The sequence below is a fragment of the Sinomonas sp. ASV322 genome (genome assembly GCF_030908245.1).
GTDB lineage: Bacteria > Actinomycetota > Actinomycetes > Actinomycetales > Micrococcaceae > Sinomonas.
Window position 1 is genome coordinate 15,054 of the sequence record NZ_JAVFJJ010000024.1, and the last position, 23,568, is coordinate 38,621.

The following is a 23,568-nucleotide window of genomic DNA, read 5'->3' on the forward strand; positions in this document are numbered from 1 at the left end:
AAGGAGCGCTAGGCTCTCCGCAGTACAGAACGGAGAAGCCTTGTCCCTCACCGCCGGAAGCAAGCCCATGACGAAGGTCCTCATCGCCAACCGCGGCGAGATCGCAGTGCGCGTCATCCGCGCCGCCCGCGACGAGGGCATCGCGTCCGTTGCCGTCTACGCCGAGCCGGACCGAGACGCGCTGCACGTTCGCCTCGCCGACGAGGCGTTTGCGCTGGGCGGGACGACGGCGGCCGAGTCATATCTCGTGATGGACAAGATCCTCGATGCCGCCCGCGTCTCGGGCGCCGACGCGATCCACCCCGGCTACGGCTTCCTCTCCGAGAATGCGGAGTTCGCGCAGCGCGTGCTCGACGCGGGCCTGACGTGGATCGGCCCGTCCCCCGAGTCCATCGCCGCGCTCGGCGACAAGGTGCGCGCGCGGCACATCGCCGAGAAGGTCGGCGCCCCGCTCGTCCCGGGCACGAAGGACCCGGTCGAATCGGCCGATGAGGTGCTCGCGTTTGCGCGCGAATTCGGTCTGCCGGTCGCGATCAAGGCCGCGTACGGCGGCGGCGGGCGCGGCATCAAGGTCGCGCGCACCCTCGAGGAGATCCCTGAGCTCTACGAATCGGCCGTCCGCGAAGCGACGGCGGCCTTCGGCCGGGGCGAGTGCTTCATCGAGCGGTTCCTCGACTCGCCGCGCCACGTCGAGACGCAGTGCCTTGCGGACGCGCACGGGAACGTCGTCGTCGTCTCGACGCGCGACTGCTCGCTCCAGCGCCGCAACCAGAAGCTCGTCGAGGAGGCGCCGGCGCCGTTCCTCACGGAGGAGCAGAACAAGCGCCTGTACGAGTCCTCGAAGGCGATCCTCAAGGAGGCCCACTACCTCGGTGCCGGCACGTGCGAGTTCCTCGTGGGCCAGGACGGGACGATCAGCTTCCTCGAGGTGAACACGCGGCTCCAGGTCGAGCACTGCGTGTCCGAGGAGGTCACGGGGATCGACCTCGTACGCGAGCAGTTCCGCCTCGCGCGCGGTGAGGCGCTCGGCTACGAGGACCCCGAGGTCCGCGGTCACTCCTTTGAATTCCGGATCAACGGCGAGGACCCGGGCCGCAACTTCATGCCGGCCCCCGGAACGGTCGAGACGCTCAAGTACCCGACTGGACCCGGCATCCGCGTCGATTCGGGCATCGAGGCCGGCGAGGTCATCAGCGGCAACTTCGACTCGATGCTCGCGAAGCTCATCGTGACGGGCGCGACCCGCCGGCAGGCCCTCGAACGCTCCCGCCGCGCGCTCGACGAGATCGAGATCACGGGCATGCCCACCGTCATCCCGTTCCACGCGACCGTCGTGCGGGACGCCGCATTCGCTCCAGCGTCGGGCCCGTTCGAGGTACACACGCGCTGGATCGAGACGGAGTTCGAGAACGACATCCCGGCGTGGTCCGGGGTCCCCGCGACAGCGGGCGACGACGCCGGGGAACGCCAGAGCGTCGTCGTCGAGGTGGGCGGCAAGCGCCTTGAGGTGACGATCCCCGCGGGGCTCGGCGGCATCGCGAAGGCCGGCAAGGCGAAGGCGAAGAAGCCGCGCTCGGCTCGTGGCGGTGCGGCCGCTGCCGTCGTGGGCGGCGACGCGCTCACGGCGCCCATGCAGGGCACGATCGTCAAGGTTGCCGTCGCGAACGGCGAGCAGGTCGAGGAAGGCGATCTCGTCGTCGTGCTCGAGGCCATGAAGATGGAGCAGCCGATCACGGCCCACCGCTCCGGCACCGTCCACGGGCTCACGGCCGAGCCCGGCCAGACGGTCACGGCCGGCGCGGTGATCGCGACGATCGAGGACTGACCCGGATCGAACGACAACGGAGGGCCGGCGCGGTGCGCCGGCCCTCCGTTCGTGTTCCGATCTCCCCTGCTTCTGGCCCGACCTCCCCAACCACCCCGCCGGGTTCCCCAACTTCACGATTCAATCCGCGGCGTTTCGCACCGAATCGCCGGTGCGGCACGCCGGAGCGGCCCAAGTCTTGGGGCGGCCGGCCGTGAACGTGGGGAGCTCGGCGGAGGTTCTGGGGCGCTTGGCTCCGGTCACGGGGACGGGGCCTCACGCCGCGATGTTGTCCTCGAACTTCCGGTCGCGCGTCTCGCGGGTCACGAACAGCGCGACGAACGTGAGCGCCGCGGCGACTGCCAGGTACACGCCGACCCACACGGTGCTGCCGCCGCCGGCCTTCCAGAGGGCTGTCGCGACGAAGGACGCCGGGGCGGCTCCGATCACCGAGGACAGGTTGTACGCGACCGCCGAGCCCGTGTACCGCACGTTCGAGGGGAAGAGCTCGGGCAGGATCGCGGCCATCGGCCCGAACGTCGAACCCATGAGCGTGAAGCCCACGATGAGCCCCACCATGGCGGCGGCCTTGCCCGGGCCGAACATGAGGCCCCACGCGAGGCCGAACACGAGGATCCCGGAGGTCACCCAGAGCAGGAATCGGCGGCGTCCGAACTTCTCGGCGAGCGGGCCCGAAACGACCGTGAACACGGCGAAGAAGACGACGCCGATGATCTGCATCCACAGGAACTCCGGCTGCGGGATGCCGAGGCCGGGCACGAAGTCGGCCGCATTGAACGCCTTGCCCGCCTTCGCGGCGGCCGCCTTGGCCGCCTCGACGCTGGCCGGGGCGATGCCGTAGCTGAGGGTGAACGTGGTGGTGAGGTAGAAGAGGACGTAGGTCGCGAGCATGATGAACGTGCCGGCGACGACGGCGCGCCAGTGGTGCTTGAACGTCGCCGCGATCGGAACCTTGGCGATCTTCTCGGCCTTGACGACCTTCTGGAATGACGTGCTCTCGACGAGCTTGAGCCGCACGTAGAGGCCGACGGCGACCATCACGATGCTCGCGAGGAACGGGATGCGCCAGCCGAAGTCGGCGAACTGCTGCGCGGTGAGGGTCCCCTGGAGGACCACGAACAGGATGTTCGCGAGGATGAAGCCGATCGGGGCGCCGAGCTGCGGGAACGTGCCCCACACGGCGCGCTTGCCAGCGGGGGCGTTCTCGGTCGCGAGCAGCGCCGCGCCGGACCACTCGCCGCCGAGCGCAACGCCCTGGGCGAAGCGGAGGACGACGAGGAACAGCGGGGCGAGGACGATCCACCCGGGCGTCGTGGCGGGCGGGAGGGCGCCCACGAGGAACGTCGAGAGGCCCATCGTGAGCAGCGACGCGACGAGCGTGCCCTTGCGTCCGAGCTTGTCGCCGAAGTGGCCGAACAGGACCGAGCCGACCGGCCGCGCGACGAATGCGACGCCGAACACCGCGAAGGAGCTCAGGAGCGCGTTGAGGTCGCTCGCGTTCGGGAAGAAGAGCTTCGGGAAGACGAGGACGGACGCCGTCGCGTACGCGTAGAAGTCGAAGAATTCGATCGTCGTGCCGATGAGGCTCGAGAAGATCACTCGCCCGCGAGTGTTCGCTGTCTCCTCGGCCGAAGATCGGGCGACCGCTGGTGAAGCCATAGCTGCAACGCGCCTTTCGCATGCCGGACTGCCCGTTGACACGGGTGCACAGGGTGTGTATGCGCCATCCTAGACAGGCTGTCCACGACTCGGACACTCGGTCCGCATTCCGAGACTGACCTCACGGCTCACCCGCGAACCGCGTGAGAGGAGAGGTCGATGTCACGGCCTGTTTACACCCGGCGACGCTGGCCGAAACGCGCGCTTCTTAGCGTTGAAAGCAGAACCGATCCACTCAGTTCCCCGAGCACCCCAGGAGAACCCATGAGCACTGAACCCAGCGCAGCAGCCCCAGCTGTAGGACAGCGGACGACGGCGGCCCCCACCGGAGGCCTCCGTCTCGACTTCCGTGCGGGCCGCTGGATCGAGCACTGGAACCCCGAGGACACCGCCCAGTGGGAGGGCGAGGGCCGCGCGATCGCGCGCCGGAACCTCGCGTGGTCCATCTTTGCCGAGTTCCTCGGCTTCGTCATATGGCAGCTGTGGTCGATCGTCGTCGTCTCGCTCCCCGCGGCTGGCTTCAAGTTCGACACGAGCCAGACGTTCTGGCTCATCTCGATGCCGAGCCTCGTCGGCGCGACCCTGCGCATCCCCTACACGTTCATGGTGTCCCGCTTCGGCGGCCGCAACTGGACGATCTTCTCCGCCCTGCTGCTCCTCATCCCGGCTCTCGGCCTCGCGGCGTGCGTCTCGAACCCGTCCACGCCATTCTGGGTCATGCTCCTCGCGGCCGGACTCGCGGGCTTCGGCGGCGGCAACTTCGCGAGCTCGATGGCCAACATCACGTTCTTCTACCCGGCCAAGGAGAAGGGCTGGGCGCTCGGCCTCAACGCGGCGGGCGGCAACCTCGGCGCGGCGGTCTCTCAGCTCGCGGTGCCGATCGCGGTGAGCCTCACGGCCGTCGTCGTGACCGGTGTCACGGGCACCAAGAACGGCGGTGCGACGCTCGCGATGGCCGGACTCATGTGGGTTCCCCTCATCCTCATCGCAGCCTTCGGCGCGTGGCGGAACATGCACAACCTCTCGAACGCGAAGGGCGATGTCGCGGGCTCCCTCGCAGCCCTCAAGGAACCACACCTCTGGATCGTCGCGTTCCTCTACATCGGCACATTCGGCTCGTTCATCGGCTTCAGCGGCGTGTTCCCCAAGCTCATCAAGGACCTGTTCCCGACCTACTCCACCTTCGCCGTCGGCGCTGCCGCGCTCTCGCTCGCGTTCCTCGGCCCGCTCGTCGGGTCTCTCGCCCGCCCCTACGGCGGCAAGCTCGCGGACCGCTTCGGCGGCGCGCGCATCACGGTCGGTTCGTTCGCGGTCATGGCGGTCGTGACGCTCGGGCTCATCGCAACGCTCCCCCTCAAGAACTTCTGGCTCTTCCTCGTCCTCTTCCTCACCTTGTTCGCCGCGAGCGGCATCGGCAACGGCTCGACGTACCGCATGATCCCGGTGATCTTCGCCCGGGCAAGCCGTGCCGCGAAGGCCGGGGCGGCGCCGTCGTACACCGCCCGGCTCTCCTCGGCGGCCCTCGGCCTCATCTCGGCGATCGGCGCGTACGGAGGGTTCGCGATCCCGCAGCTCCTCGGCGCGTCGAGCAGCGCGACCGGCTCGTACGTCCCCGCGTTCTTCGGCTTCGTCGGCGCGTACGCCCTCATGCTCGTCGTCTCATGGGCGTGCTACCTGCGCCGCGGAAGCGCCGTGGCACGGACCGGAGCCTGACGTGACGAAGCCGGCGGATCCCGCCCGGATCGCCCCGCCCACCCAACCCACGGCTACCGCGACCCACTGCCCCTACTGCGCGCTGCAGTGCGGGATGTCGCTCACGCCGCTCGAGGGAGGCGAGGCTCCCGTCGAGGTGACCGGCCGCGACTTCCCCACCAACCGCGGCGGCCTGTGCCGCAAGGGCTGGACGGCGGCCGAGCTCCTTCAGCACCCTGAGCGGATCACCGAGCCCCTCGTCCGCGACGCCGACGGCGCGCTGCGTCCCGCGACGTGGGACGAGGCACTCGAGCGGGTCGCAAACGAGCTCCGCCGCATCCAGGCCGAGCATGGGAAGGACGCCGTCGGAATCTTCGGCGGCGGAGGCCTCACGAACGAGAAGGCGTACCTTCTGGGCAAGTTCGCGCGCGTCGCGCTCGGCACGTCCCGCATCGACTACAACGGCCGGTTCTGCATGTCCTCGGCCGCCGCGGCCGGCAATCGCGCCTTCGGGATCGACCGCGGCCTCCCGTTCCCGCTCACGGACGTCGACACAGCGGACACGATCCTCATGCTCGGCTCGAACGTCGCCGAGACGATGCCGCCGTTCGTCCAGCACCTCGCCGGGGCGCGCGCGGCGGGCGGGCTCGTCGTCGTCGACCCGCGACGCTCGGCGACCGCCCAGCTGACGGACGACGGCGCCGGAACTCACCTCGCGCCGGCCCCGCACACGGACCTCGTCCTTCTTCTGGGCCTGGCGCACGTCGTGATCAACGATGGGCTCCTGGATTCGCGGTACCTCGCGGAGCGGACCGAGGGACTCGAGTCGGTGATCCGGTCCGTCGCGCCGTGGTGGCCCGAGCGGGTCCAGGCGACCACCGGCGTCCCCGCGGACCTCATCCGCTCGACCGCGCGCCGCCTCGCGGAATCCGCTCGCACCGGCTCGTGCTACATCCTTACGGGCCGCGGCATCGAGCAGCACGCCGACGGCACCGACACCGTCACGGCCGCGATCAACCTCGCGCTCCTCCTCGGCCTCCCGGGCTCGCCGCGCGGCGGCTACGGCACACTGACCGGCCAGGGCAACGGGCAGGGCGGGCGCGAGCACGGACAGAAGGCCGACCAGCTCCCCGGCTACCGCAAGATCACCGACCCCGACGCCCGCGCGCACATGGCCCGGGTCTGGGGCGTGCCCGAGGCGAGCATCCCCGGCCCGGGGCTCCCCGCCGTCGAGCTTCTGCGCACCCTCGGAACGGACGACGGCGTGCGCGCGCTCCTCGTGCACGGCGCCAACGTGGTGGTCTCCGCGCCGGACGTGTCCGCGGTCCGCGACGGCCTGCGCCGGCTTGACCTCCTCGTGGTGTCTGACTTCTTCCTCTCCGAGACCGCGCGCGAGGCCGACGTCGTGCTCCCGGTCCTGCAGTGGGCCGAGGAGGAGGGCACGATGACGAACCTCGAGGGCCGAGTGCTCCGGCGCCGACGCGCGGTCGAGGCCCCCGAGGGCGCGCGCTCCGAGCTGTGGATCATGAACCGCCTCGCGGAGCTGCTCGACGCCCCGTCGGCCTTCCCGACTGAGCCCGAGGTGGTCTTCGAGGAGCTGCGGAGCGCCTCGCGGGGTGGTCTCGCGGACTACTCGGGCGTCTCGTACGAGCTCCTCGACACGGGGGCCGAGGTGTACTGGCCGTATCCTGCCGGCTCGAGCGGGACCCCGCGCCTCTTCGCCGAGCGTTTCGCGCACGACGACGGCCGGGCTCGGCTCGTCGCCGTGCGGGCCGCGACGCCTTCGTGGTCGCCATCCCGCCCGGCCCCCGAGGAGTTCCACCTCGCGACGGGGCGCCTCCTCGAGCATTACCAGTCGGGGGCCCAGACCCGCCGTGTGGCGGCCCTCAGCACCGCGCAGCCCGAGCCGCGGCTCCAGCTCCACCCCGCCGCGGCCGCACGCCTGCGGGTCGCCGACAAGGCATGGGTACGGGTGACGCGTCTCGGGGAGCGCGCAACCCAGGACGCGGCGCCGTCGTCCTCCGGTTCGGCCGCCGCCGGACGCGAGGTCCTCTGCCGCGTCGAGCTCACGCTCGACATCCGCCCGGACACCGTGTTCCTCCCGTTTCATTTCCCGGGGCTGGCCGCCGCGAACCAAGTCACCGAGTCCCGCACCGACCCCATCTCGGGAATGCCCGAGTTCAAGACCACCCGCGTCCTCGTCCAGCCGGCAGACTTTCCTCCCGCCGGCGACCCCGACGCCGACCTCATCTGTGCAAGTCAGCATGAAGGCCGGTCCTCGTGAGGACCGACCCGCGTGAGGAGCGCCCGTGACCTTCATCCCTGACCACGCCGGCCCGGAGCGGGGCAGCGCGCCCGAGCGCATCGTCGTCGTCGGCTTCGGCCCCGTCGCGGCGCGCTTTGTCGAGGAGCTCCGGCCCGCCGTCGTCGCGGGCGCCGCCCAGCTCACGATCGTCGGCGAAGAGGAACAGGCCGCCTACAACCGCGTGCTCGTCGCGGACCTCGGCGTGGGGCGGACGTCGCTTGCGTCGATGCAGCTTGCGGACGCGCACGAGCTCGCGGCCGACGGCGTACACGTCGTCCTCGGTGCCCGCGTCCAGCGCATCGATCGGAGCCGCCGGAACGTCCACCTCGCGGACGGCACGGCATTCCCCTACGACCGGCTCGTCCTCGCGACGGGCGCCCGCGCGGCAATCCCGAACCTCACGGGCCTCAACCCCGACCCGCAGCACCCCGTGCTCCCCGACGGCGTGACGGCGCTACGCGATCTCGCGGACGCCGAACGCCTCGCCGAGGCCGTGCGGGGCCGGAAGCGCGTCGTCGTGCTCGGCGGCGGCGTGCTCGGGCTTGAGGCCGCGCTCGCGGCGTCCGAGGAGGGCGCGAGCGTCACGGTCGTACACCACGGCGAGAGGCCGCTCGGGCGGCAGATCGACGCAGCGGGCGGCGGGACGCTCTCGTCGATCCTGCGGCACCAGGGACTGTGCCTCGCGCGGAACGCCCGCGCGACCGGCATCGCGACCGGCCCCGACGGCGCCTTCCGGGCGCTCCTCCTCGACGACGGAACCGCGGTCGAGGGCGATCTCCTCGTGCTCGCCTGCGGCGCCCGGCCCCGCAAGGAGCTCGCCGAGGGGGCTGGCCTGGCGGTCGGCCACGGCGTCCTCGTCGACCACCGCCTCGGGGCGCTGCACACGGAGCACGTCTTCGCGATCGGCGACTGCGCCGAGGTGCGCTGCGCGGACCACTTGTGCGCCGCGTGCGAGCGCAGCTCGGGACCGAGCGGGCTCATCGCCCCTGGCTGGCGGCAGGCCGACTGGCTTGCGGCCTCCTTCCGCGCACGGCTCCTCGGCGAGCCGGCACCGGGGCCTCTGCCCGAGGAGCGGCCGGGCGTTATCCTCCTCAAAGCGCGCGGCGTGAACCTCGCGCTGGCCGGCGGCGTCCAGGCAGACCCGTGGGACGCCGAAGCCTGGGAGGCCGACGCGGCCGCCGGACGCGCCCCGCTCGAGGTCTCGCTCTGGGCGGACGCCGCGCATGGCCGCTACGTCAAAATGTGCACGCGTGACGGGGTACTCGAGGGCTTCGTCGCACTCGGGATGCCGCGCGCGGCCGCCGAGCTCACGCTCCTCTTCGGAAGCGGTGCCGAGCTCCCCGCCGACCGCTCGGTCATCCTGCGGCTCGACGGTCCCGAGAGCTCGCTCGGCCGGCCGGGCACGGCCGCGGGCCCCGAGTCGACCCTGTGTCGGTGCGCGGGCGTGAGCCGGGGCACGGTCCAGGAGGCCGTCGTGGGCGGATGCTCGACCGTCGAGGAGGTCTCGAAGGCGACCCGCGCGGGGACCGGCTGCGGAGGCTGCAAGGACAGCGTCCGCGAGCTCATCGAACAGCACTTCGCCGTCGTCGCCGCTTAGGGGCAGGGCGACGGCGGCGAGGCAGGAGCGCTTGAAAAATACACCTCGTAGAGGCGTAACTTATTGGGCAGTGTGAGCGATGACATAGTGGGAAGCCGGAGCGGAACTGTCCACCGTGCCGGCTTTGCTCTGTCCCAGCAGCTGGGCCGGGCTGGAACCTTCCCCCAGTACGTTCCAGCCCGGCCAGGTCCCTGCGGCAACGCCATCACACGTCGTAGAACACCCGGCTGACGACTCCGGGCCGGCAGTTACCTTCTCGCAGCCGGCAGTTACCTTAATGCGGAATAAGTCCTATTGAAGGTGACTTTTCGGGCGTGAAGGTAACTGCGCAGGGCAAGAAGGTGACTTGCCGGCTTGCCCGCCTAAGCCTCTGTGACGTCCTCGAGAGTCCCGACGGCCTCCGCGAGGCTCAGGCCCGGGCTAGCGGCGATGAAGGGCAGCAGGAGGCGCTCCTCCTTCCCTATGTGCAGCGCGAGGACGCGTGCGATCACGAGGCCGAGGGCCGCGGGGCGGGCCCCGCCATCGACTCGGCGGAGCTCGTCGACGAGGCCCACGAGGGTCTGATGCTCCTGCAGGAGCCCCTCAACGAGCAGTCCGGCCTCGGCGGTCGCGTGCGCCCCGCCGTAGAGCGGTCCCTCCTCGGCGACCAGATGCGGGATGAGCTCGTCCTCGCACCACGAGACCAGGTTGGCCTTCTCATCGTGGGCGGTGACTGTGTCGCCGGCTTCGACGGCATCGAGGAGGGCGCCCGAAAGCGCCCGCACGCGTTCCAGAAGGCGGTCGTGGCGGTGGCCGATGGCCGCCGCTGCCTCCCCGACCGTCGGGTGCGAACTTTTCATGGCGCCATGATCCGCTTCAGCGTCGTGGCCGCTCAAGGGGCGAAGCCGCGTTCACTCGGCGGCGAGGAAGTCGAGCGCGATCTGCACCTCGAGCCGGGCGCCGTCGATGAGCGCGGACTCCTTGACGTTGAACTTGGGATGGTGGTTCTGGAACGGGAAGCCTTCGGACTCGTCCCCGCCGCCGAAGAAGATGAAGCAGCCGGGCACGCGGGCCGCGTAGACGGAGAAGTCCTCGCTCGCGCTCGTACCCGGGCCCCACGCGACCCGGTCCTCTCCGAGGGCCGTCGCCGCGGCGCCGAACGCGAGCTCGGCCGCGCCGTCGTCCTGCTGGATGGCCTCGTAGCCGGGCTCCCAATCGAGCGTGTAGGTGGCGCCGTGCACGGCGCACACGCCCGCTATGATCTCGCGCACGCGGCGCCCCACGGTCTCGCGGTCCTCGGGATTGGTCGTGCGGACGGATAGTGCGAGATGAGCCGTGTCCGGGATGATGTTGGGCGCCTCACCCGAGTTGAAGCTCCCGACCGTCACGACCGCGAAATGGTCCGGCGCGATGGACCGCGACACGACCGTCTGGAGTGCGAGGACGATCTCGGAACCGACCACCACGGGATCGATGCCGTGCTGGGGCATCGATCCGTGCGAGCCCCTGCCCTGGATGGTGAGCATCCCGCCGTCGTACGCCGTCGAGGCGGCCCCGCGCGCAATGGTGACCGTCCCGGCCTTCTGGTTCATGACGTGGAGCCCGAACACGCCGTCGACGCCGCCAAGTGCGCCCGCCGCGACGATTTCGACCGCGCCGCCGGGCGGATGCTCCTCGGCGTGCTGGAAGAGGAACGTTACGTTCCCCGCGAGCTCGTCGCGCAGGCCCGCGAGCGTCTTCGCGGCGGCGAGCAGCATGGCCGTGTGCGTGTCGTGCCCGCACGCGTGCATGACGCCGGGGACCTTCGACGAGAAGGGCTCCCCCGTCTCCTCCTCCACGGGAAGCGCGTCCATGTCGGCGCGCAGCGCCACCGTCCGCCCGGGCCGAGCGCCGCGAAGGAGGCCGACCACGCTCGTGGGCGTGGGCCGGGTCACCTCGATCCCGTAGCCCTCGAGGAGCTCCGCGACGAGGCCCGACGTGCGGGTCTCGTGGAAGCCCAGCTCGGGGTTGGCGTGGATGTCTCGCCGCCAGGCGATGAGGGCGTCTTCGTCGATCTCCCAGTTCACGCACCCCAACCTACGCCCGAACGCGCTACATGTGGACGTGCAGCCTCCGCGCGGCCTCCGAGATCGAGCCGGAGAGCGAGGGGTAGACCGCGTACGTCGCGGCGACGTCGTCGACGTGGAGGCTCTGCTCGACCGCGATGGCGAGGCCGAAGATGAGCTCCGACGCGTTCGAGCCCATGACGACGGCGCCGATCACCGTGCCGGTGCCCTTGCGCGCGATGATCTTGACGAAGCCGTCCGTCGTGTTGCGCATCTTGGCGCGCGCGTTGCTCTTGAGGCGCAGCGTCACGATGTCGCCCGCGACCTTTCCGCTCGTCACGTCCGACTCCGAGACGCCCACCGAGGCGATCTCCGGTGACGTGAAGATGTTCGAGGCGACGTGGTTGAGGTTGAGCGGCAGGACGCGGTCGCCGAGGAAGTGGGCGACGGCGATGCGCCCCTGCATCGCAGCGACCGACGCGAGCGCGAGGACGCCGGTGCAGTCCCCCGCGGCGTAGACGTTGATCGCGGTCGTGCGGGAGACGCCGTCGACCTTGATGTGCCCGCTCTCGGAGAGCGCGATGCCGGCCTCCTCGAGCCCGATCCCCTCCGTGTTCGGGATCGAGCCGACGCACACGAGGCAGTGCGAGCCCGTCACCTTGGTGCCGTCGCCGAGGACGACGGCGACGCCGTCGCCCGTGCGCTCGACGGCGGCCGCGCGCGAGCGCGAGAGGACGTTGACGCCGCGCCGCGCGAAGACCTTCTCGAGCAGCTCGGCGCCGTCCTCGTCCGAGCCCGGCAGGACGCGGTCGCGCGAGGACACGAGCGTGACCTTGGCGCCGAGGCCGTTGTACGCGGACGCGAATTCGGCGCCCGTGACGCCCGAGCCGACGACGATGAGGTGCTCGGGGAGCTCGTCGAGCGAGTAGATCTGGGTCCAGTTGAGGATGCGCTCGCCGTCGAACTTGGCGGTCGGCAGCTCGCGCGGGTGGGCACCCACGGCGAGGATCACGGCGTCGGCCTCGATGGTCTCGACCCCCGAATCGGTCGTCGCCTCGATCGTGTGGGGGGCCACGAGGCGGCCGCTCCCGTCGACGATGCGCACCCCGAGGTGCTCGAGCCCGGCCCGGATGTCCTGCGACTGCTGGCGCGCGAGGCCGAGGAGGCGCCCGTTGATCGAGCGGAGGTCGGCGTGCTTGATGAGTGCGCCGTCGGTGTGGCCGAGGTGGATGCCGAGCGCGGCGGCCTCCTCGACGCGGGTCATGAGGTCCGAGGACGCGATGAGGGTCTTCGACGGGACGACGTCGGTGAGGACGGCCGAGCCGCCGAGGCCGGCTCGCTCGACGATCGTCACGCGCGCGCCCAAGGACGCCGCGACGGACGCGGCTTCGTAACCGCCCGGCCCGCCGCCGAGGATCGCGATGTGGGGCACGCTGAAATCGGGATTCATCGTCACGGACACCCATTCTGCCCCGCCGGGTGGCCCCGCCACCACTGCGTGGGTCACTCGCCCCCGTGATCTGCGGCACCGACGTGTGCGAGGCGTGCCACGGCGGGCCCCGATTGATAGGTTCTATCCTGTGACGACTTCCGAGGTGACGACTTCCGATCCCTTCGTGCTCGCCCAGGCGGCGGCCGACCACATCGCGCAGGCCACCGGCGTGGCGTCGCACGACATCGCCCTCGTGCTCGGCTCCGGCTGGGGCGCGGCGGCCGACCTCATCGGTGAGGTCACCGCCACGCTGCCCGCGAACGAGGTTCCCGGCTTCTCCTCCCCTGCCGTGGAAGGCCATGTCGGCACGATCCGCTCGGTCCTCACGCGGGAGGGCAAGCGCGCGCTCGTGCTCGGGGCCCGCACCCACTACTACGAGGGCAAGGGCGTGCGTGCCGTCGTGCACGGCGTCCGCACCGCTGCGGCGGCAGGGTGCCGCGTCCTCGTGCTCACGAACGGCTGCGGCGGGCTCAACCCCGCGTGGACGCCGGGCACGCCGGTGCTCATCCGCGACCACATCAACCTCACGGCCACGTCCCCGCTCGAGGGCCCGACGTTCGTGGACCTCACGGACCTCTACTCGAGCCGCCTGCGGGGCCTGGCCCGCGAGGTCGACCCGACGCTCGACGAGGGCGTGTACGCCCAGTTCACGGGCCCGCACTACGAGACGCCCGCCGAGGTGCAGTACGCGAAGCGGATCGGCGCCGATCTTGTGGGCATGTCGACCGCGCTCGAGGCGATCGCCGCGCGCCACGCGGGCCTCGAGGTGTTCGGAATCTCGCTCGTGACGAACCTCGCGGCGGGGATCAGCCCCACGCCGCTGAGCCACGAAGAGGTCATCGAGGCCGGACGCGCCGCGGGTCCGCGGATCTCGCGCCTGCTCGCCGATGTCATCGCGAAGATCTGAGGCCGATCACGTGATGAGCTCGCTTCCCGATGGCTTCGAGGACCTGCGCGCGAGCGCAGAGGCCTGGGCGGATGCCGACCCGGATCCGGAGACCGCCGAACAGCTCCGCGGCCTCCTCGCCCAGGCGGGCGAGGGCCACGCCGCGGCGCTCCAGGAACTCGCCGATGCGTTCGCCGGGTCTCTCCAGTTCGGCACCGCGGGGCTCCGCGCTGCGCTGGGTCCGGGGCCGAACCGCATGAACCGAGTCGTCGTGCGCCGGGCGGCGGCGGGCCTCGCCGCGTTCCTCGCGCAGCGCGTGGGTGGGCCTGCGCAGGGCGCGGGCACGCCGGCGCGTAGCGCGGGCGAAGCCGAAAACACTCGGCGGCCGCGCGCCGTCGTCGGCTTCGACGCGCGCAAGAACTCGGACGTCTTCGCCCTCGACACGGCCGCAATCTTCACGGCCGCGGGCATCGAGACCTTCCTCATGCCGGCACCGCTGCCGACGCCCGTCCTCGCCTACGCGCTGCGGGCGCTCGGCTGCGATGCCGGCGTCATGGTGACGGCGAGCCACAATCCGCCGCAGGACAACGGCTACAAGGTCTACCTCGGCGGGCGGGCGGCCGACGACGCCGGACGCGGCGCGCAGATCGTCTCGCCGGTCGACGGCGAGATCGCCGCGCTCATCGGCGCCGTCGGACCCATCGCCGGCGTCCCGCTCGCCGAGTCGGGGTGGACCGTGCTCTCGCCGGACATCGCCGCGGACTACCGCTCCGCCGTCGTCGGCCTCGCGCGCCCGGACCTCTTCCCGGCCCGCAACCTCCGAATCGTGCTCACGCCGCTGCACGGGGTCGGCGGGTCGACGGCGCTCGACGTCCTGCGCGAGGCGGGCTTCACGGATGTCACGCTCGTCGCCGAGCAGGCCGAGCCGGACCCCGCGTTCCCGACCGTCGCGTTCCCGAATCCCGAGGAGCCCGGGGCGCTCGACCTCGCGCTCGAGACCGCCCGCGAGCTCGGAGCGGACCTCGTGCTCGCGAACGATCCCGACGCGGACCGCTGCGCCGTCGCCGCCCTCGACCCCGAGACCGGGGAATGGCGCATGCTCCGCGGCGACGAGGTCGGCGCCCTCTTGGGCGCGCACATCGTGCGCCGCCTCGAGGCGGAGGGCAGCGCGAGCGATACGGCGGTCTTCGCGAACTCGATCGTCTCGTCGCGGCTCCTGGGCGACATCGCGAGGGCAGCGGGCCTGGCCCACCGCGAGACGCTCACGGGCTTCAAGTGGATCTCGCGCGTCCCGGGCCTCGCGTACGGCTACGAGGAGGCACTCGGGTACTGCGTCGCGCCGGAGCTCGTCAAGGACAAGGACGGCATCTCGGCCGCGCTCCTCGTCGCCGAGCTCGCTGCGGACGCGAAGGCGCAGGGCCAGAGCCTCTTCGGCCGGCTCGACGCCCTCCACGTCCTCCACGGCGTGCACATCACAGACCAGCTGAGCGTGCGCGTCGCCGACCTCGGGCTGCTCGACGCCATGATGGTGCGGCTGCGCCAGGACCCGCCGGCAGCATTCGCCGACTCCCCTGTCGAAACAGCGGTGGACCTCTCGATCGGCTCGGACGATCTACCGCCGACCGAGGGTCTCCTGTGGGTCACGCGGGACGCGACTCGCGTCATCGTGCGCCCGAGCGGCACCGAGCCGAAGCTCAAGTGCTATCTCGAGGTCATTCGGCCGGTCGACTCGTCCGCAGAGCTCGCCGCGGAGCGGCAGGCCGCGCGCCAGACGATGGACGCTGCACTCGAGGACGTCCGCGAGGCGCTCGGACTCTAGCGCCACGCGAATCGGGGCCGCCCGGGCAATCGCGCCGGTTGGCCGCAAAGGCGCCGGTTGACCGCAGATCCGCCGGTTATGCCCGGCGGATCTGCGTTTCGTCGGCGACGATGCGGCAAACCGGCGGAACTGTGCCGCGGCGGCCTGGGCGGCGAAGCTCAGGCGGCGATCTGGACGATCCCGTCCACGACGCGGGCAGGGAACGCCGCAAGCGGCGCGCCCTCGCCGTCGAGCCGCTCGCCCGTGCGCAGGTCGTAGACCTGCTTGTGGAGCGGCGAGGCGATGGTCGGGCGGTCTCCGCGCGAGCCGACGATTCCGCGGGCCATGACGTGGGCCTCGGTGGCGGGATCGCGCTGGTCGACGGCGAAGACCTCGCCCGTGGAGAGCCGGAACAACGCGATCTGACGCCCGTCCAGCAACGCTGCTTCGCCCCATTCGGGCTCGAGGTCGCTCAGATTGCACACGCTGCGCCACGTCGGCAGGACTCGCACTGCCGAGGCTTCGAGACCGTCGAGGTCATTGAGCGCCGGGGAGCCGACTGGTGAAGGAGCTGTGATCGACATGCTTCAACGCTACGGAGGAACGCGTTTCACCCGGGTTGACCTTGTGTCACGCGAAAGTAAAACCGGCCTCACCGATCACGAAACACGTCCGTGACCGTGAAGTTAATCGGCCGTTACACCGGGGCAACTGAGGTGAAATCGCGCATTCCTACGCTGGAATGAGTCCCCCGCCGCCACGCTCGGCGCCTCTTCGACGGAAGGTCTCCCCCGTGAGCACTCCCAGCATCAGCGAGCACCGCCCGGCACGCGGCACGCGACGCATCGTCGTCGTCGGCGGCGGCCCCGCCGCGCATCGCTTTGCCGAAGCCATGGCGGCGCGCGGCCTCGACGGCATCGAGCTCACCGTCCTCTCCGAGGAGGCGCACCTCCCCTACGACCGCGTCTCGCTCGGCAAGGCGCTCACGGGCGACGTCGACCTCACGCTCGGCGACACCGACTTCTGGGGCACCCCCGGGGTGACGCTGCGGAGCGGCGCGAAGGCCGTCCGCCTCGACGCGCGCGAGCACGTGATTCACACGTCCGACGGCGGTCGGCACCCCTACGACGAGATCGTCCTCGCGACCGGTTCCGATGCCGCGCAGCTTCCCTTCCCGGGGGCCGAGGCCGCGCACGTGTACCGGACGCTCGACGACGTGTGGCTTCTCCGCCGCGAGATCGCGCGCCTCACCCATGTGCTGGGCCGCCGGCCGAAGGTCGTCGTGATCGGCGGCGGCCTCCTCGGGATCGAGGCCGCGGCCGGCGCACAGGAGCTCGGCGGGGACGCGGCCGTCGTCAACCGCAGCCGTTGGCTCATGAACGCCCAGCTCGACGAGGGCGCCGGCCAGGCCCTCGGCCGGCTCATCGCTGCGAAGGGCTTCGAAGTCCACACGGGCGTCGCCCCCGCGGAGGTGCTCGTCGACCAGACAGGAGGGGACGACGCCGGGACGGTCATCGGGGTCCGCATGGCGGACGAGCGAGTCCTGCCTGCCGACCTCGTGGTCGCCGCCGTCGGAATCACGCCGCGCGACGAGCTCCTCCGTCTCGCGAACGACGACGCCATCGCCGCCGGGCTCGAGGCGCCGTTCGCGCTGGGCCGCCGAGGAGGCGTCGTCATCGACGCGAGCTGCTCGACCGGAGTCGACGGCGTGTGGGCGATCGGCGAGGTCGCGAACTTCGAGGGAGAATGCGTTGGGCTCGTGGCCCCCGCCAACACGATGGCGGAGATCGTCGCGGACCGGCTGCACGGCGGCGAGGCGACGTTCCCGGGCTTCGACACCGCGACGAAGCTCAAGCTCTCCGGCGTCGACGTCGCAAGCTTCGGCGACGCGTTCGCGCAGGAGCCCGGCGCACTCGAGATCGTCTACGCGGACCCGGCCCGCGGCGTCTACCAGAAGATCGTCACGACGGACGACGCGCGGACCCTCCTCGGCGGCATCTTCGTCGGCGACGCCGCGCCGTACCAGAGCCTCCGTCCCCTCCTGGGCCGCGAGCTCCCGGCCGAGCCCGGCGCGTTCCTCTCGGCCGCGGGCGGCGGCGAGGCGCCCGAGACCGAGCTTCCCGACGACGCAATCCTGTGCTCGTGCAACAACGTGAGCGCGGGCAGCATCCGGGATGCGGTGAACGGCTGCGGCACGTGCGACGGCGCAGAGCCGGTCCGCGAACTTCCCGCCCTCAAGGCCTGCACGCGCGCCGGGACGCAGTGCGGCTCGTGCGTGCCGATGCTCAAGAAGCTCCTGGAGAAGGAGCTCACGAAGGCCGGCGTCACGGTCTCGAAGGCCCTGTGCGAGCACATCGAGCTGTCGCGCCAGGAGCTCTTCGACGCGATCCGGGTCCTCCAGCTGACGTCCTTCGAGGACATCATGGCCCGGTACGGCAAGGGCGCGGGCTGCGACATCTGCAAGCCGACGATCGCGTCCATCCTCGCCTCGCAGCACAACGCGTACGTCCTCGACGCGGGCCGCGGAACCCTCCAGGACACGAACGACCGCGCGCTCGCAAACATGCAGAAGGACGGCACATACTCCGTCGTGCCGCGCATCCCGGGCGGCGAGATCACGCCGGACAAGCTCGCGGTCATCGCCGCCGTCGCCAAGAAATACGGGCTGTACACGAAGATCACGGGCGGCCAGCGCATCGATCTGTTCGGCGCGCGGCTCGAGCAGCTCCCCGAGATCTGGAAGGAGCTCATCGACGCGGGCATGGAGTCCGGCCAGGCGTACGGCAAGAGCCTCCGGACCGTGAAGAGCTGCGTCGGCTCGACGTGGTGCCGCTACGGCGTCCAGGACTCGGTCGGGATGGCGATCAAGCTCGAGCTCCGCTACCGCGGCCTCCGCAGCCCGCACAAGCTCAAGCTCGGCGTCTCCGGCTGCGCCCGCGAATGCGCCGAGGCCCGCGGCAAGGACGTCGGCGTGATCGCCACGGCCGACGGCTGGAACCTCTACGTCGGCGGGAACGGCGGCGCGACCCCCGCGCATGCGCAGCTCCTCGCGAAGGATCTGGACGACGAGACGCTCGTGAAGTACATCGACCGCTACTTCATGTACTACATCCGCACCGCGGACCGCCTCCAGCGCACGGCCCGCTGGCAGGAGGAGCTCGACGGCGGGCTCGAGCACGTGCGGCGGGTCGTCGTCGAGGACTCGCTCGGTATCGCCGAGGAGCTCGAGGCGGCCATGGCCCGTCACGTCGATTCCTACGAGGACGAATGGGCCGCAACGCTCAAGGACCCCGAGCGCCTGCGCCGCTTCCGCTCATTCGTCAACGCGCCGGACGCGATCGACGAGTCGATCGTCCACGTCGCCGAACGCGATCAGGTCCGGCCCGCGACTCCCGCAGAGCGGGAGGAAATCGAACGGGTCTCCCTCGGCGCCACGATCCCCGTCCGTACCCGAACCGAGGAGGCCTGACATGCAGCTGGAGATGAGTCTCGAAGGCATCGCCGTCGTTCTCCTGGGCGAGGCGGACGCGTCCCGTCAGGCGGTCCTGCGCTACCGCCGCGCGGGCGCGGCGCTCGCCCACTTCGACTCGCCCGGCGCCTTCATGGCGGCCGTGGCGCTGCCCGCCCGCCCGGGGCTCGTCGCCGTCGTCGGCTGCCTCTCCTCTTCCGGGAAGAAGGCCGACGACGGCGACTGGGCGCCCGTGCTCGACCATTACCGCAGCGCGGGCGTGCCGATCGTGCGGGAGCCGGCCGCTGGCCCGCGCGGACACGTCACGCTCGCGGGCGGCGGTCCCGGCTCGCGCGGCCTCCTCACCGTGGACGCCGTCGAGGCGCTGCGCGATGCGGACGTCGTCCTGTTCGACCGGCTCGCGCCGTGGCGCGAACTCGAGCGGCTCACGACGGCGCAGCTCATCGACGTCGGCAAGCTCCCCGGGCACCACAAAGTCCCGCAGACCGAGATCAATCGGCTCCTGGTCGAGCACGCCCGGGCCGGCGCCAATGTGGTGCGGCTCAAGGGCGGCGACCCGTTCGTGTTCGGGCGCGGGGGCGAGGAAGCCGCGGCCTGCGCCGAGGCCGGCGTGCCGGTGCGAATCGTCTCGGGGATCTCGAGCTCGATCGCGGTTCCGGCGGCCGCAGGCATCCCCGTGACCCACCGCGAGGTGAGCCACTGCTTCACGGTGATCTCGGGCCACGCGCCGCTCACGCCCGCCGAGCACGAGCATCTCGCGGGGCTCGGCGCGGCGGGCGGGACCCTTGTTGTCCTCATGGGCGTCGCGAACCTCCCGCACCTCGCGTCGGGCCTGCGCAGGGCGGGCCTGCCGCTCGACACGCCGCTCGCCGTCGTCGAACGCGGACACCAGGCCGGCCAGCGCACCACGGTGACGGAGCTCGGCCGGGCTGAGGCGGACACGGCGGCGTGCGGGAATCCCGCGGTCATCGTGATCGGCGAGGTCGTGCGGCTCGCCGGCTTGGGAAGCCACGCGGCCGAGCGCAGCGAGCTCCGGGATCTCGCGGCCTCGCTGCTCGATGCGTGACGCCGCGCGATGACGGAGCCGACGGCGACTGGGACGATAGGAAGGGCGGGGACACGGATGAACGGAGCGACGGCGATCATGGCAAATGAGGCGGCGCCGGACACAGCTGCGCCGGGCAAGGCCGCGGCCGGAGCCGAACTCGAGACGGTCCTCAAGGGATTCCGAGTCGGCGTCACGTCGCATCGCCGGGCCGAGGACCTCATCGAGGCCCTCGAACGGCGCGGAGCCGAGGTGCTCCACGCGCCCGTCCTCACGATCGCGCCGGTCGGCCAGGACCTCGGCGTCATCGACGATACGCGCCGCACCCTTGCGGCGCGGCCGGACATCTGCATCGTCACGACCGCGTACGGGATGCGGCGCTGGCTCGAGGTCGCGGACGCGTCCGGGCTCGGCGAGGAGCTCGTCGAAGTCCTCGCCGACGCGGCCCTGTACGTGAGGGGACCCAAGGCCCGCGGCGCCGTGCGCGCGGCCGGGCTCGCCGACGTCGGCATCTCGAACGACGAGACGACGGCGACGCTCGTCGACCTCGTCCTGCGCGACGCGGGCGGGCGGCTGGACGGGAAGAGCGTCGTCATGCAGCTCCACGGCTACACGGACGCCGCCCAGCTCGAGCGTCTGCGCGCGGCCGGCGCCCAGCTCATCACGGTCACGCCCTACCGCTGGGTGCGGCCGGAGGGCGAGGACCGCCTCGAATCCCTCATCGCCGCGGTGTGCGCGGGCGAGCTCGACGTCGTGACGTTCACGAGCGCCCCGGCCGTCGACGCCCTGTTCAGCGCGGCCCACGAGCTCGGGATGCACGCCCAGCTCATCGCGGCGTTCCGGCAGCGTGTCGCGACGGCCGCCGTCGGGCCCGTCACGGCGGCTCCCCTCGAAGCCGCGGGCCTCCGGCCGTGGGTGCCCGACCGCTTCCGTATGGGCGCGCTCATCAAGCTCGTGACCGACAACCTCTCGCGCCGCCAGACGCGACGCCTCGAGACCCCTGCGGGGCCCGTCGAGCTGCGGGGGCGGACGATGACCGTTGCGGGCGACGAGCTCGTGCTCGCGCCCGCGGCCATGCTGCTCTTCCGGGCGCTCTTCGACGCCGGAGGGGCCGTCGTGCCGCGCGACGCGCTCGCGCGGCTCCTGACGCAGACCGGATCGAGCCACGCGCTCGACATGGCGGTCAACCGCCTGCGCAACGCCCTTCCGTCTCCGGACTTGATTCAGACGGTGGTGAAACGCGGCTATCGGCTCCGGGTGGAACGAAGCCCTCGTTCATAGCCTGCCGGGCTCCTGATCGCCCGCCTCGTCGCCGAGGGCCTGTCGATGGTCCCTCGGCGGATATGCCACGATGGGGTCAACCGATCGAAAGGACCTCGCCGTGTCTTCCGAGTCTGCGTCTTCCGGGCCTGCGGCCCTTAGCCCCGCCGACATCGCCGGCTTCATCGACCACACACTGCTCAAGCCGACGGCGAGCGAGGCGGAGATCCTCAAGCTCTGCAGCGAGGCCATCGAGCACGGCTTCAAATCGGTGTGCGTCAATCCGCGCTGGGTCAAGACCGCGGCGAAGGCGCTTCGCGGCAGCAAGGTCCTCACGTGTTCTGTCGCCGCGTTCCCGCTCGGTGCGACGCCGACCGATGTGAAGGTCTACGAGGCGCGCGGCGCGACGCTTGACGGCGCCGACGAGGTCGACATGGTCATCGACATCGCCGCGGCGCAGGCCCTCGACCGAGGGGCCCTCGTCGACGACATCCAGGCGGTCGCGGAGGCCGTCCACGGGAGCTCGTCGATCCTCAAGGTCATCATCGAGACCGCGCTCCTCACCGACGAGCAGAAGGTGCTCGCGTGCCAGGCGGCGGCCGAAGCCGGCGCGGACTTCGTCAAGACGTCGACGGGGTTCAACGGCGGCGGGGCCACCGTCGAGGACGTCGCGCTCATGCGGCGCACCGTGGGGCCGCACATCGGTGTCAAGGCGTCCGGTGGCGTGCGAACCCTCGAGGACGCGCGGGCTATGATTGCTGCTGGTGCCAACCGGATCGGCGCAAGCTCCGGCGTGGCCATTGTCACCGGCGGCTCCGGCACCGGAACGTACTAGCACGGCAAGGGAGACAGCATGGCCGAGAACGCCACCAGCCAGCCGATCGAGAGGGAGAACCCGCTCGCTGGCACCATCATCATCTTCGTGGTCCTGATGGCACTGTTCATCGGGGGCCTTGTGCTCGTCTCCTGGCTCGACCTCACGACCACGTGGCCCATGGCCGCCCTCATCGTGGGCTTCGTCGCGGCGTTCTTCATCCCGATGGCGTTCCTCGGCCGCTCGGACTCGGGCAGCGAACACCGCAACTGATATGGAGTAGTCCGCTGTCAAGTGGGCATGGCGAGGCGCCGCCGGGAGGGAGTCCTGGCGGCGCCTCTGTGCTTCGCGTGGCGGGCGCCGGCGAGCGTGTCGTTGGGCGACGCGCGGTCAGGCTGATATGCGCGGGTTGGCTACCGCAGGGCGGTGGTTCGGCTGGAGTCGGTCCGCGTGTCTAGGAGCGAACGTTGGCCCCAGGAGGGGGTCTGTTCATAGTTGCGCCGCGGGTGGCTCCACGCGCTGCCGCCGGCACCTTGCGCCGTGGCGAAGCGGCCTTCGGGAGTCAGTCGTCGTCCATGACTGCCAGGGACCAGCACCAGCCGGCCAGCTCGCGGGCGACGGCGACGTTGGCCACGGTCGGGCGCTTGCGCCGCTCGAGGAACCGCACCCACCGGGCGTGCAGGCGCTGGTTGCCCTCGTCGCCGCGGGCCCGTGCCGCGGCCGGGGCGAGCTCCCACCGGTCCCGAAGGGTCTTCCCGACCGCGTAGCGGGCACGGTGGTGCCAGGCGGCCTCGACCAGGAGGCGGCGGACGTGGGCGTTGCCGGTCTTGGTGATCGGCCCCTGCGCCCGGGACGCGCCCGAGGAATGCTCGGACGGGGTCAGCCCGACGAAGGAGCCGATGGTGGCCCCGGTGAACCGGTGCCAGTCTCCGATCTCTACCGCGAGGGCGAACCCGGTCAGCGTGCTGACCCCGCGCAGGCAGCCCAGGCGGTGTACGGCCGGGGCGAACTCGCTGCCCGCAGCGAGCTCCTCGATCGCGCGGTCGAGCCGGTCGCGGCGGGCTTTGACCGTCAGCACGGCCTCGTAGTCGGAGTCGAACGCCATCCGGGTCGCCCTCGAGCCCAGCGCCGGGGCCGCGTCCCTGCGCAGCCACGTGTCATGGGCCCCGGTCCAGGCATCGCCTCCGTCGTAGACGATCCCGTGCCGCAGCAGCAGCTTCGAGAGCCGGTGCCGGGCCCGCATCAGGTCCCCGCGGCAGTCCTCCCGCGCCCGCACCAGGTCACGCGCGGACTCCTGCTCCACGGTCGGGACCGCCACCGGGGTGACCTCGTCCAGGCGCAGCAGCCTCGCCAGGTGCACCGCGTCCCGGGCATCGGTCTTCACCCGGTCCCCCGACGGGCGCTGGAGCCGGGACGGGGCCGCAACCACGCACCTGACCCCCCGTGAGGTCAAGGCCCGCCAAAGCCCGAACCCCGTCGGGCCGGCCTCATAGACCACGGCGACCGGGCCTGGCAAGCAGGCCAGCCATGACCTGATCGCCTGCTCCGACGGGGCAAGCCTGGCCTGCACCAGCTCGCCGGTCACGCCGTCGATCGCCGCCGCGGCAACCGAACGGGCGTGCACATCCAGCCCAACACTCGTACGCTCAATGAACACCGGGGCCTCCCACGCATGTCGGATAGGCCGGGCAGGGGACTCTGC

17 protein-coding genes are annotated in these 23,568 nt (G+C 71.4%); 11 read left to right on the plus strand and 6 right to left on the minus strand.

The annotated features are described in order from the left end of the window. Positions 1 to 67 precede the first annotated feature (67 nt). Positions 68 to 1,825, plus strand: coding sequence for a biotin carboxylase N-terminal domain-containing protein (locus tag RBS12_RS19330; protein WP_307967812.1), 1,758 nt, complete (start codon positions 68 to 70; stop codon positions 1,823 to 1,825). Positions 1,826 to 2,080: 255 nt separating this feature from the next. Here RBS12_RS19330 and RBS12_RS19335 read toward each other — a convergent pair whose 3' ends face one another. Further along, positions 2,081 to 3,484 (minus strand): MFS transporter, encoded by a 1,404-nt coding sequence (locus RBS12_RS19335; protein ID WP_307967798.1) that lies wholly within the window; start codon positions 3,482 to 3,484, stop codon positions 2,081 to 2,083. A 264-nt stretch (positions 3,485 to 3,748) separates the two neighbouring features. On the opposite strand from RBS12_RS19335, the gene RBS12_RS19340 reads away from it, so the two are divergent. From RBS12_RS19340 to RBS12_RS19350, 3 genes are all read left to right on the plus strand, one after another. Next, a complete protein-coding gene (locus RBS12_RS19340; RefSeq protein ID WP_307967799.1) occupies positions 3,749 to 5,197 on the plus strand; it encodes an MFS transporter in 1,449 nt (482 codons plus the stop codon). Between the two features lie 94 nt (positions 5,198 to 5,291). Beyond that, positions 5,292 to 7,460 (plus strand): molybdopterin oxidoreductase family protein, encoded by a 2,169-nt coding sequence (locus tag RBS12_RS19345; protein ID WP_373886568.1) that lies wholly within the window; start codon positions 5,292 to 5,294, stop codon positions 7,458 to 7,460. A gap of 25 nt (positions 7,461 to 7,485) precedes the next feature. Further along, positions 7,486 to 9,078 carry an FAD-dependent oxidoreductase gene (locus RBS12_RS19350; protein WP_307967801.1) on the plus strand — a complete coding sequence of 531 codons (1,593 nt, stop codon included), beginning with the start codon at positions 7,486 to 7,488 and terminating at the stop codon, positions 9,076 to 9,078. A 362-nt stretch (positions 9,079 to 9,440) separates the two neighbouring features. On the opposite strand, the gene RBS12_RS19355 is transcribed toward RBS12_RS19350, so the two are convergent. From RBS12_RS19355 to RBS12_RS19365, 3 genes are read right to left on the minus strand one after another with little or no spacing between them, the layout of a single operon-like run. Continuing rightward, complete coding sequence (locus RBS12_RS19355) at positions 9,441 to 9,917, minus strand: hemerythrin domain-containing protein (protein WP_307967802.1); 477 nt, start codon at positions 9,915 to 9,917, stop codon at positions 9,441 to 9,443. 51 nt (positions 9,918 to 9,968) lie between these two features. Further along, positions 9,969 to 11,123 carry an amidohydrolase gene (locus RBS12_RS19360; RefSeq protein ID WP_307967803.1) on the minus strand — a complete coding sequence of 385 codons (1,155 nt, stop codon included), beginning with the start codon at positions 11,121 to 11,123 and terminating at the stop codon, positions 9,969 to 9,971. Positions 11,124 to 11,148: 25 nt separating this feature from the next. Beyond that, positions 11,149 to 12,558: an NAD(P)H-quinone dehydrogenase gene (locus RBS12_RS19365; protein WP_307967804.1), complete on the minus strand. Its 1,410-nt coding sequence runs from the start codon at positions 12,556 to 12,558 to the stop codon at positions 11,149 to 11,151. Positions 12,559 to 12,682: 124 nt separating this feature from the next. Between RBS12_RS19365 and RBS12_RS19370 the strand changes: the two genes are divergently transcribed. Both RBS12_RS19370 and RBS12_RS19375 read left to right on the plus strand, forming a co-directional pair. Continuing rightward, positions 12,683 to 13,501: a purine-nucleoside phosphorylase gene (locus RBS12_RS19370; protein WP_307967805.1), complete on the plus strand. Its 819-nt coding sequence runs from the start codon at positions 12,683 to 12,685 to the stop codon at positions 13,499 to 13,501. 13 nt (positions 13,502 to 13,514) lie between these two features. Then, on the plus strand, positions 13,515 to 15,299 hold the full coding sequence (locus RBS12_RS19375; RefSeq protein ID WP_307967806.1) for a phospho-sugar mutase: 1,785 nt from the start codon (positions 13,515 to 13,517) through the stop codon (positions 15,297 to 15,299). Positions 15,300 to 15,457: 158 nt separating this feature from the next. Here the strand turns inward: RBS12_RS19375 and nirD are convergent, their stop codons facing one another. Continuing rightward, a complete protein-coding gene (gene nirD / locus RBS12_RS19380; protein WP_307967807.1) occupies positions 15,458 to 15,862 on the minus strand; it encodes a nitrite reductase small subunit NirD in 405 nt (134 codons plus the stop codon). A gap of 308 nt (positions 15,863 to 16,170) precedes the next feature. Here nirD and nirB point away from each other — a divergent pair, with 308 nt between their 5' ends. The 5 genes from nirB to RBS12_RS19405 all read left to right on the plus strand — a co-directional run bounded on the left by nirB (position 16,171) and on the right by RBS12_RS19405 (position 22,139). Further along, on the plus strand, positions 16,171 to 18,747 hold the full coding sequence (gene nirB, locus RBS12_RS19385) for a nitrite reductase large subunit NirB (RefSeq protein WP_307967813.1): 2,577 nt from the start codon (positions 16,171 to 16,173) through the stop codon (positions 18,745 to 18,747). Between the two features lies 1 nt (position 18,748). Continuing rightward, on the plus strand, positions 18,749 to 19,813 hold the full coding sequence (gene cobA / locus RBS12_RS19390; RefSeq protein ID WP_307967808.1) for a uroporphyrinogen-III C-methyltransferase: 1,065 nt from the start codon (positions 18,749 to 18,751) through the stop codon (positions 19,811 to 19,813). 78 nt (positions 19,814 to 19,891) lie between these two features. Then, on the plus strand, positions 19,892 to 21,073 hold the full coding sequence (locus tag RBS12_RS19395; RefSeq protein WP_307967809.1) for a uroporphyrinogen-III synthase: 1,182 nt from the start codon (positions 19,892 to 19,894) through the stop codon (positions 21,071 to 21,073). A gap of 100 nt (positions 21,074 to 21,173) precedes the next feature. Next, a complete protein-coding gene (deoC, locus tag RBS12_RS19400; protein WP_307967810.1) occupies positions 21,174 to 21,887 on the plus strand; it encodes a deoxyribose-phosphate aldolase in 714 nt (237 codons plus the stop codon). 18 nt (positions 21,888 to 21,905) lie between these two features. Beyond that, positions 21,906 to 22,139, plus strand: coding sequence for a hypothetical protein (locus RBS12_RS19405; RefSeq protein ID WP_307967811.1), 234 nt, complete (start codon positions 21,906 to 21,908; stop codon positions 22,137 to 22,139). A 289-nt stretch (positions 22,140 to 22,428) separates the two neighbouring features. On the opposite strand, the gene RBS12_RS19410 is transcribed toward RBS12_RS19405, so the two are convergent. Further along, on the minus strand, positions 22,429 to 23,523 hold the full coding sequence (locus RBS12_RS19410; protein ID WP_307964926.1) for an IS110 family transposase: 1,095 nt from the start codon (positions 23,521 to 23,523) through the stop codon (positions 22,429 to 22,431). Between the last annotated feature and the right edge of the window lie 45 nt (positions 23,524 to 23,568).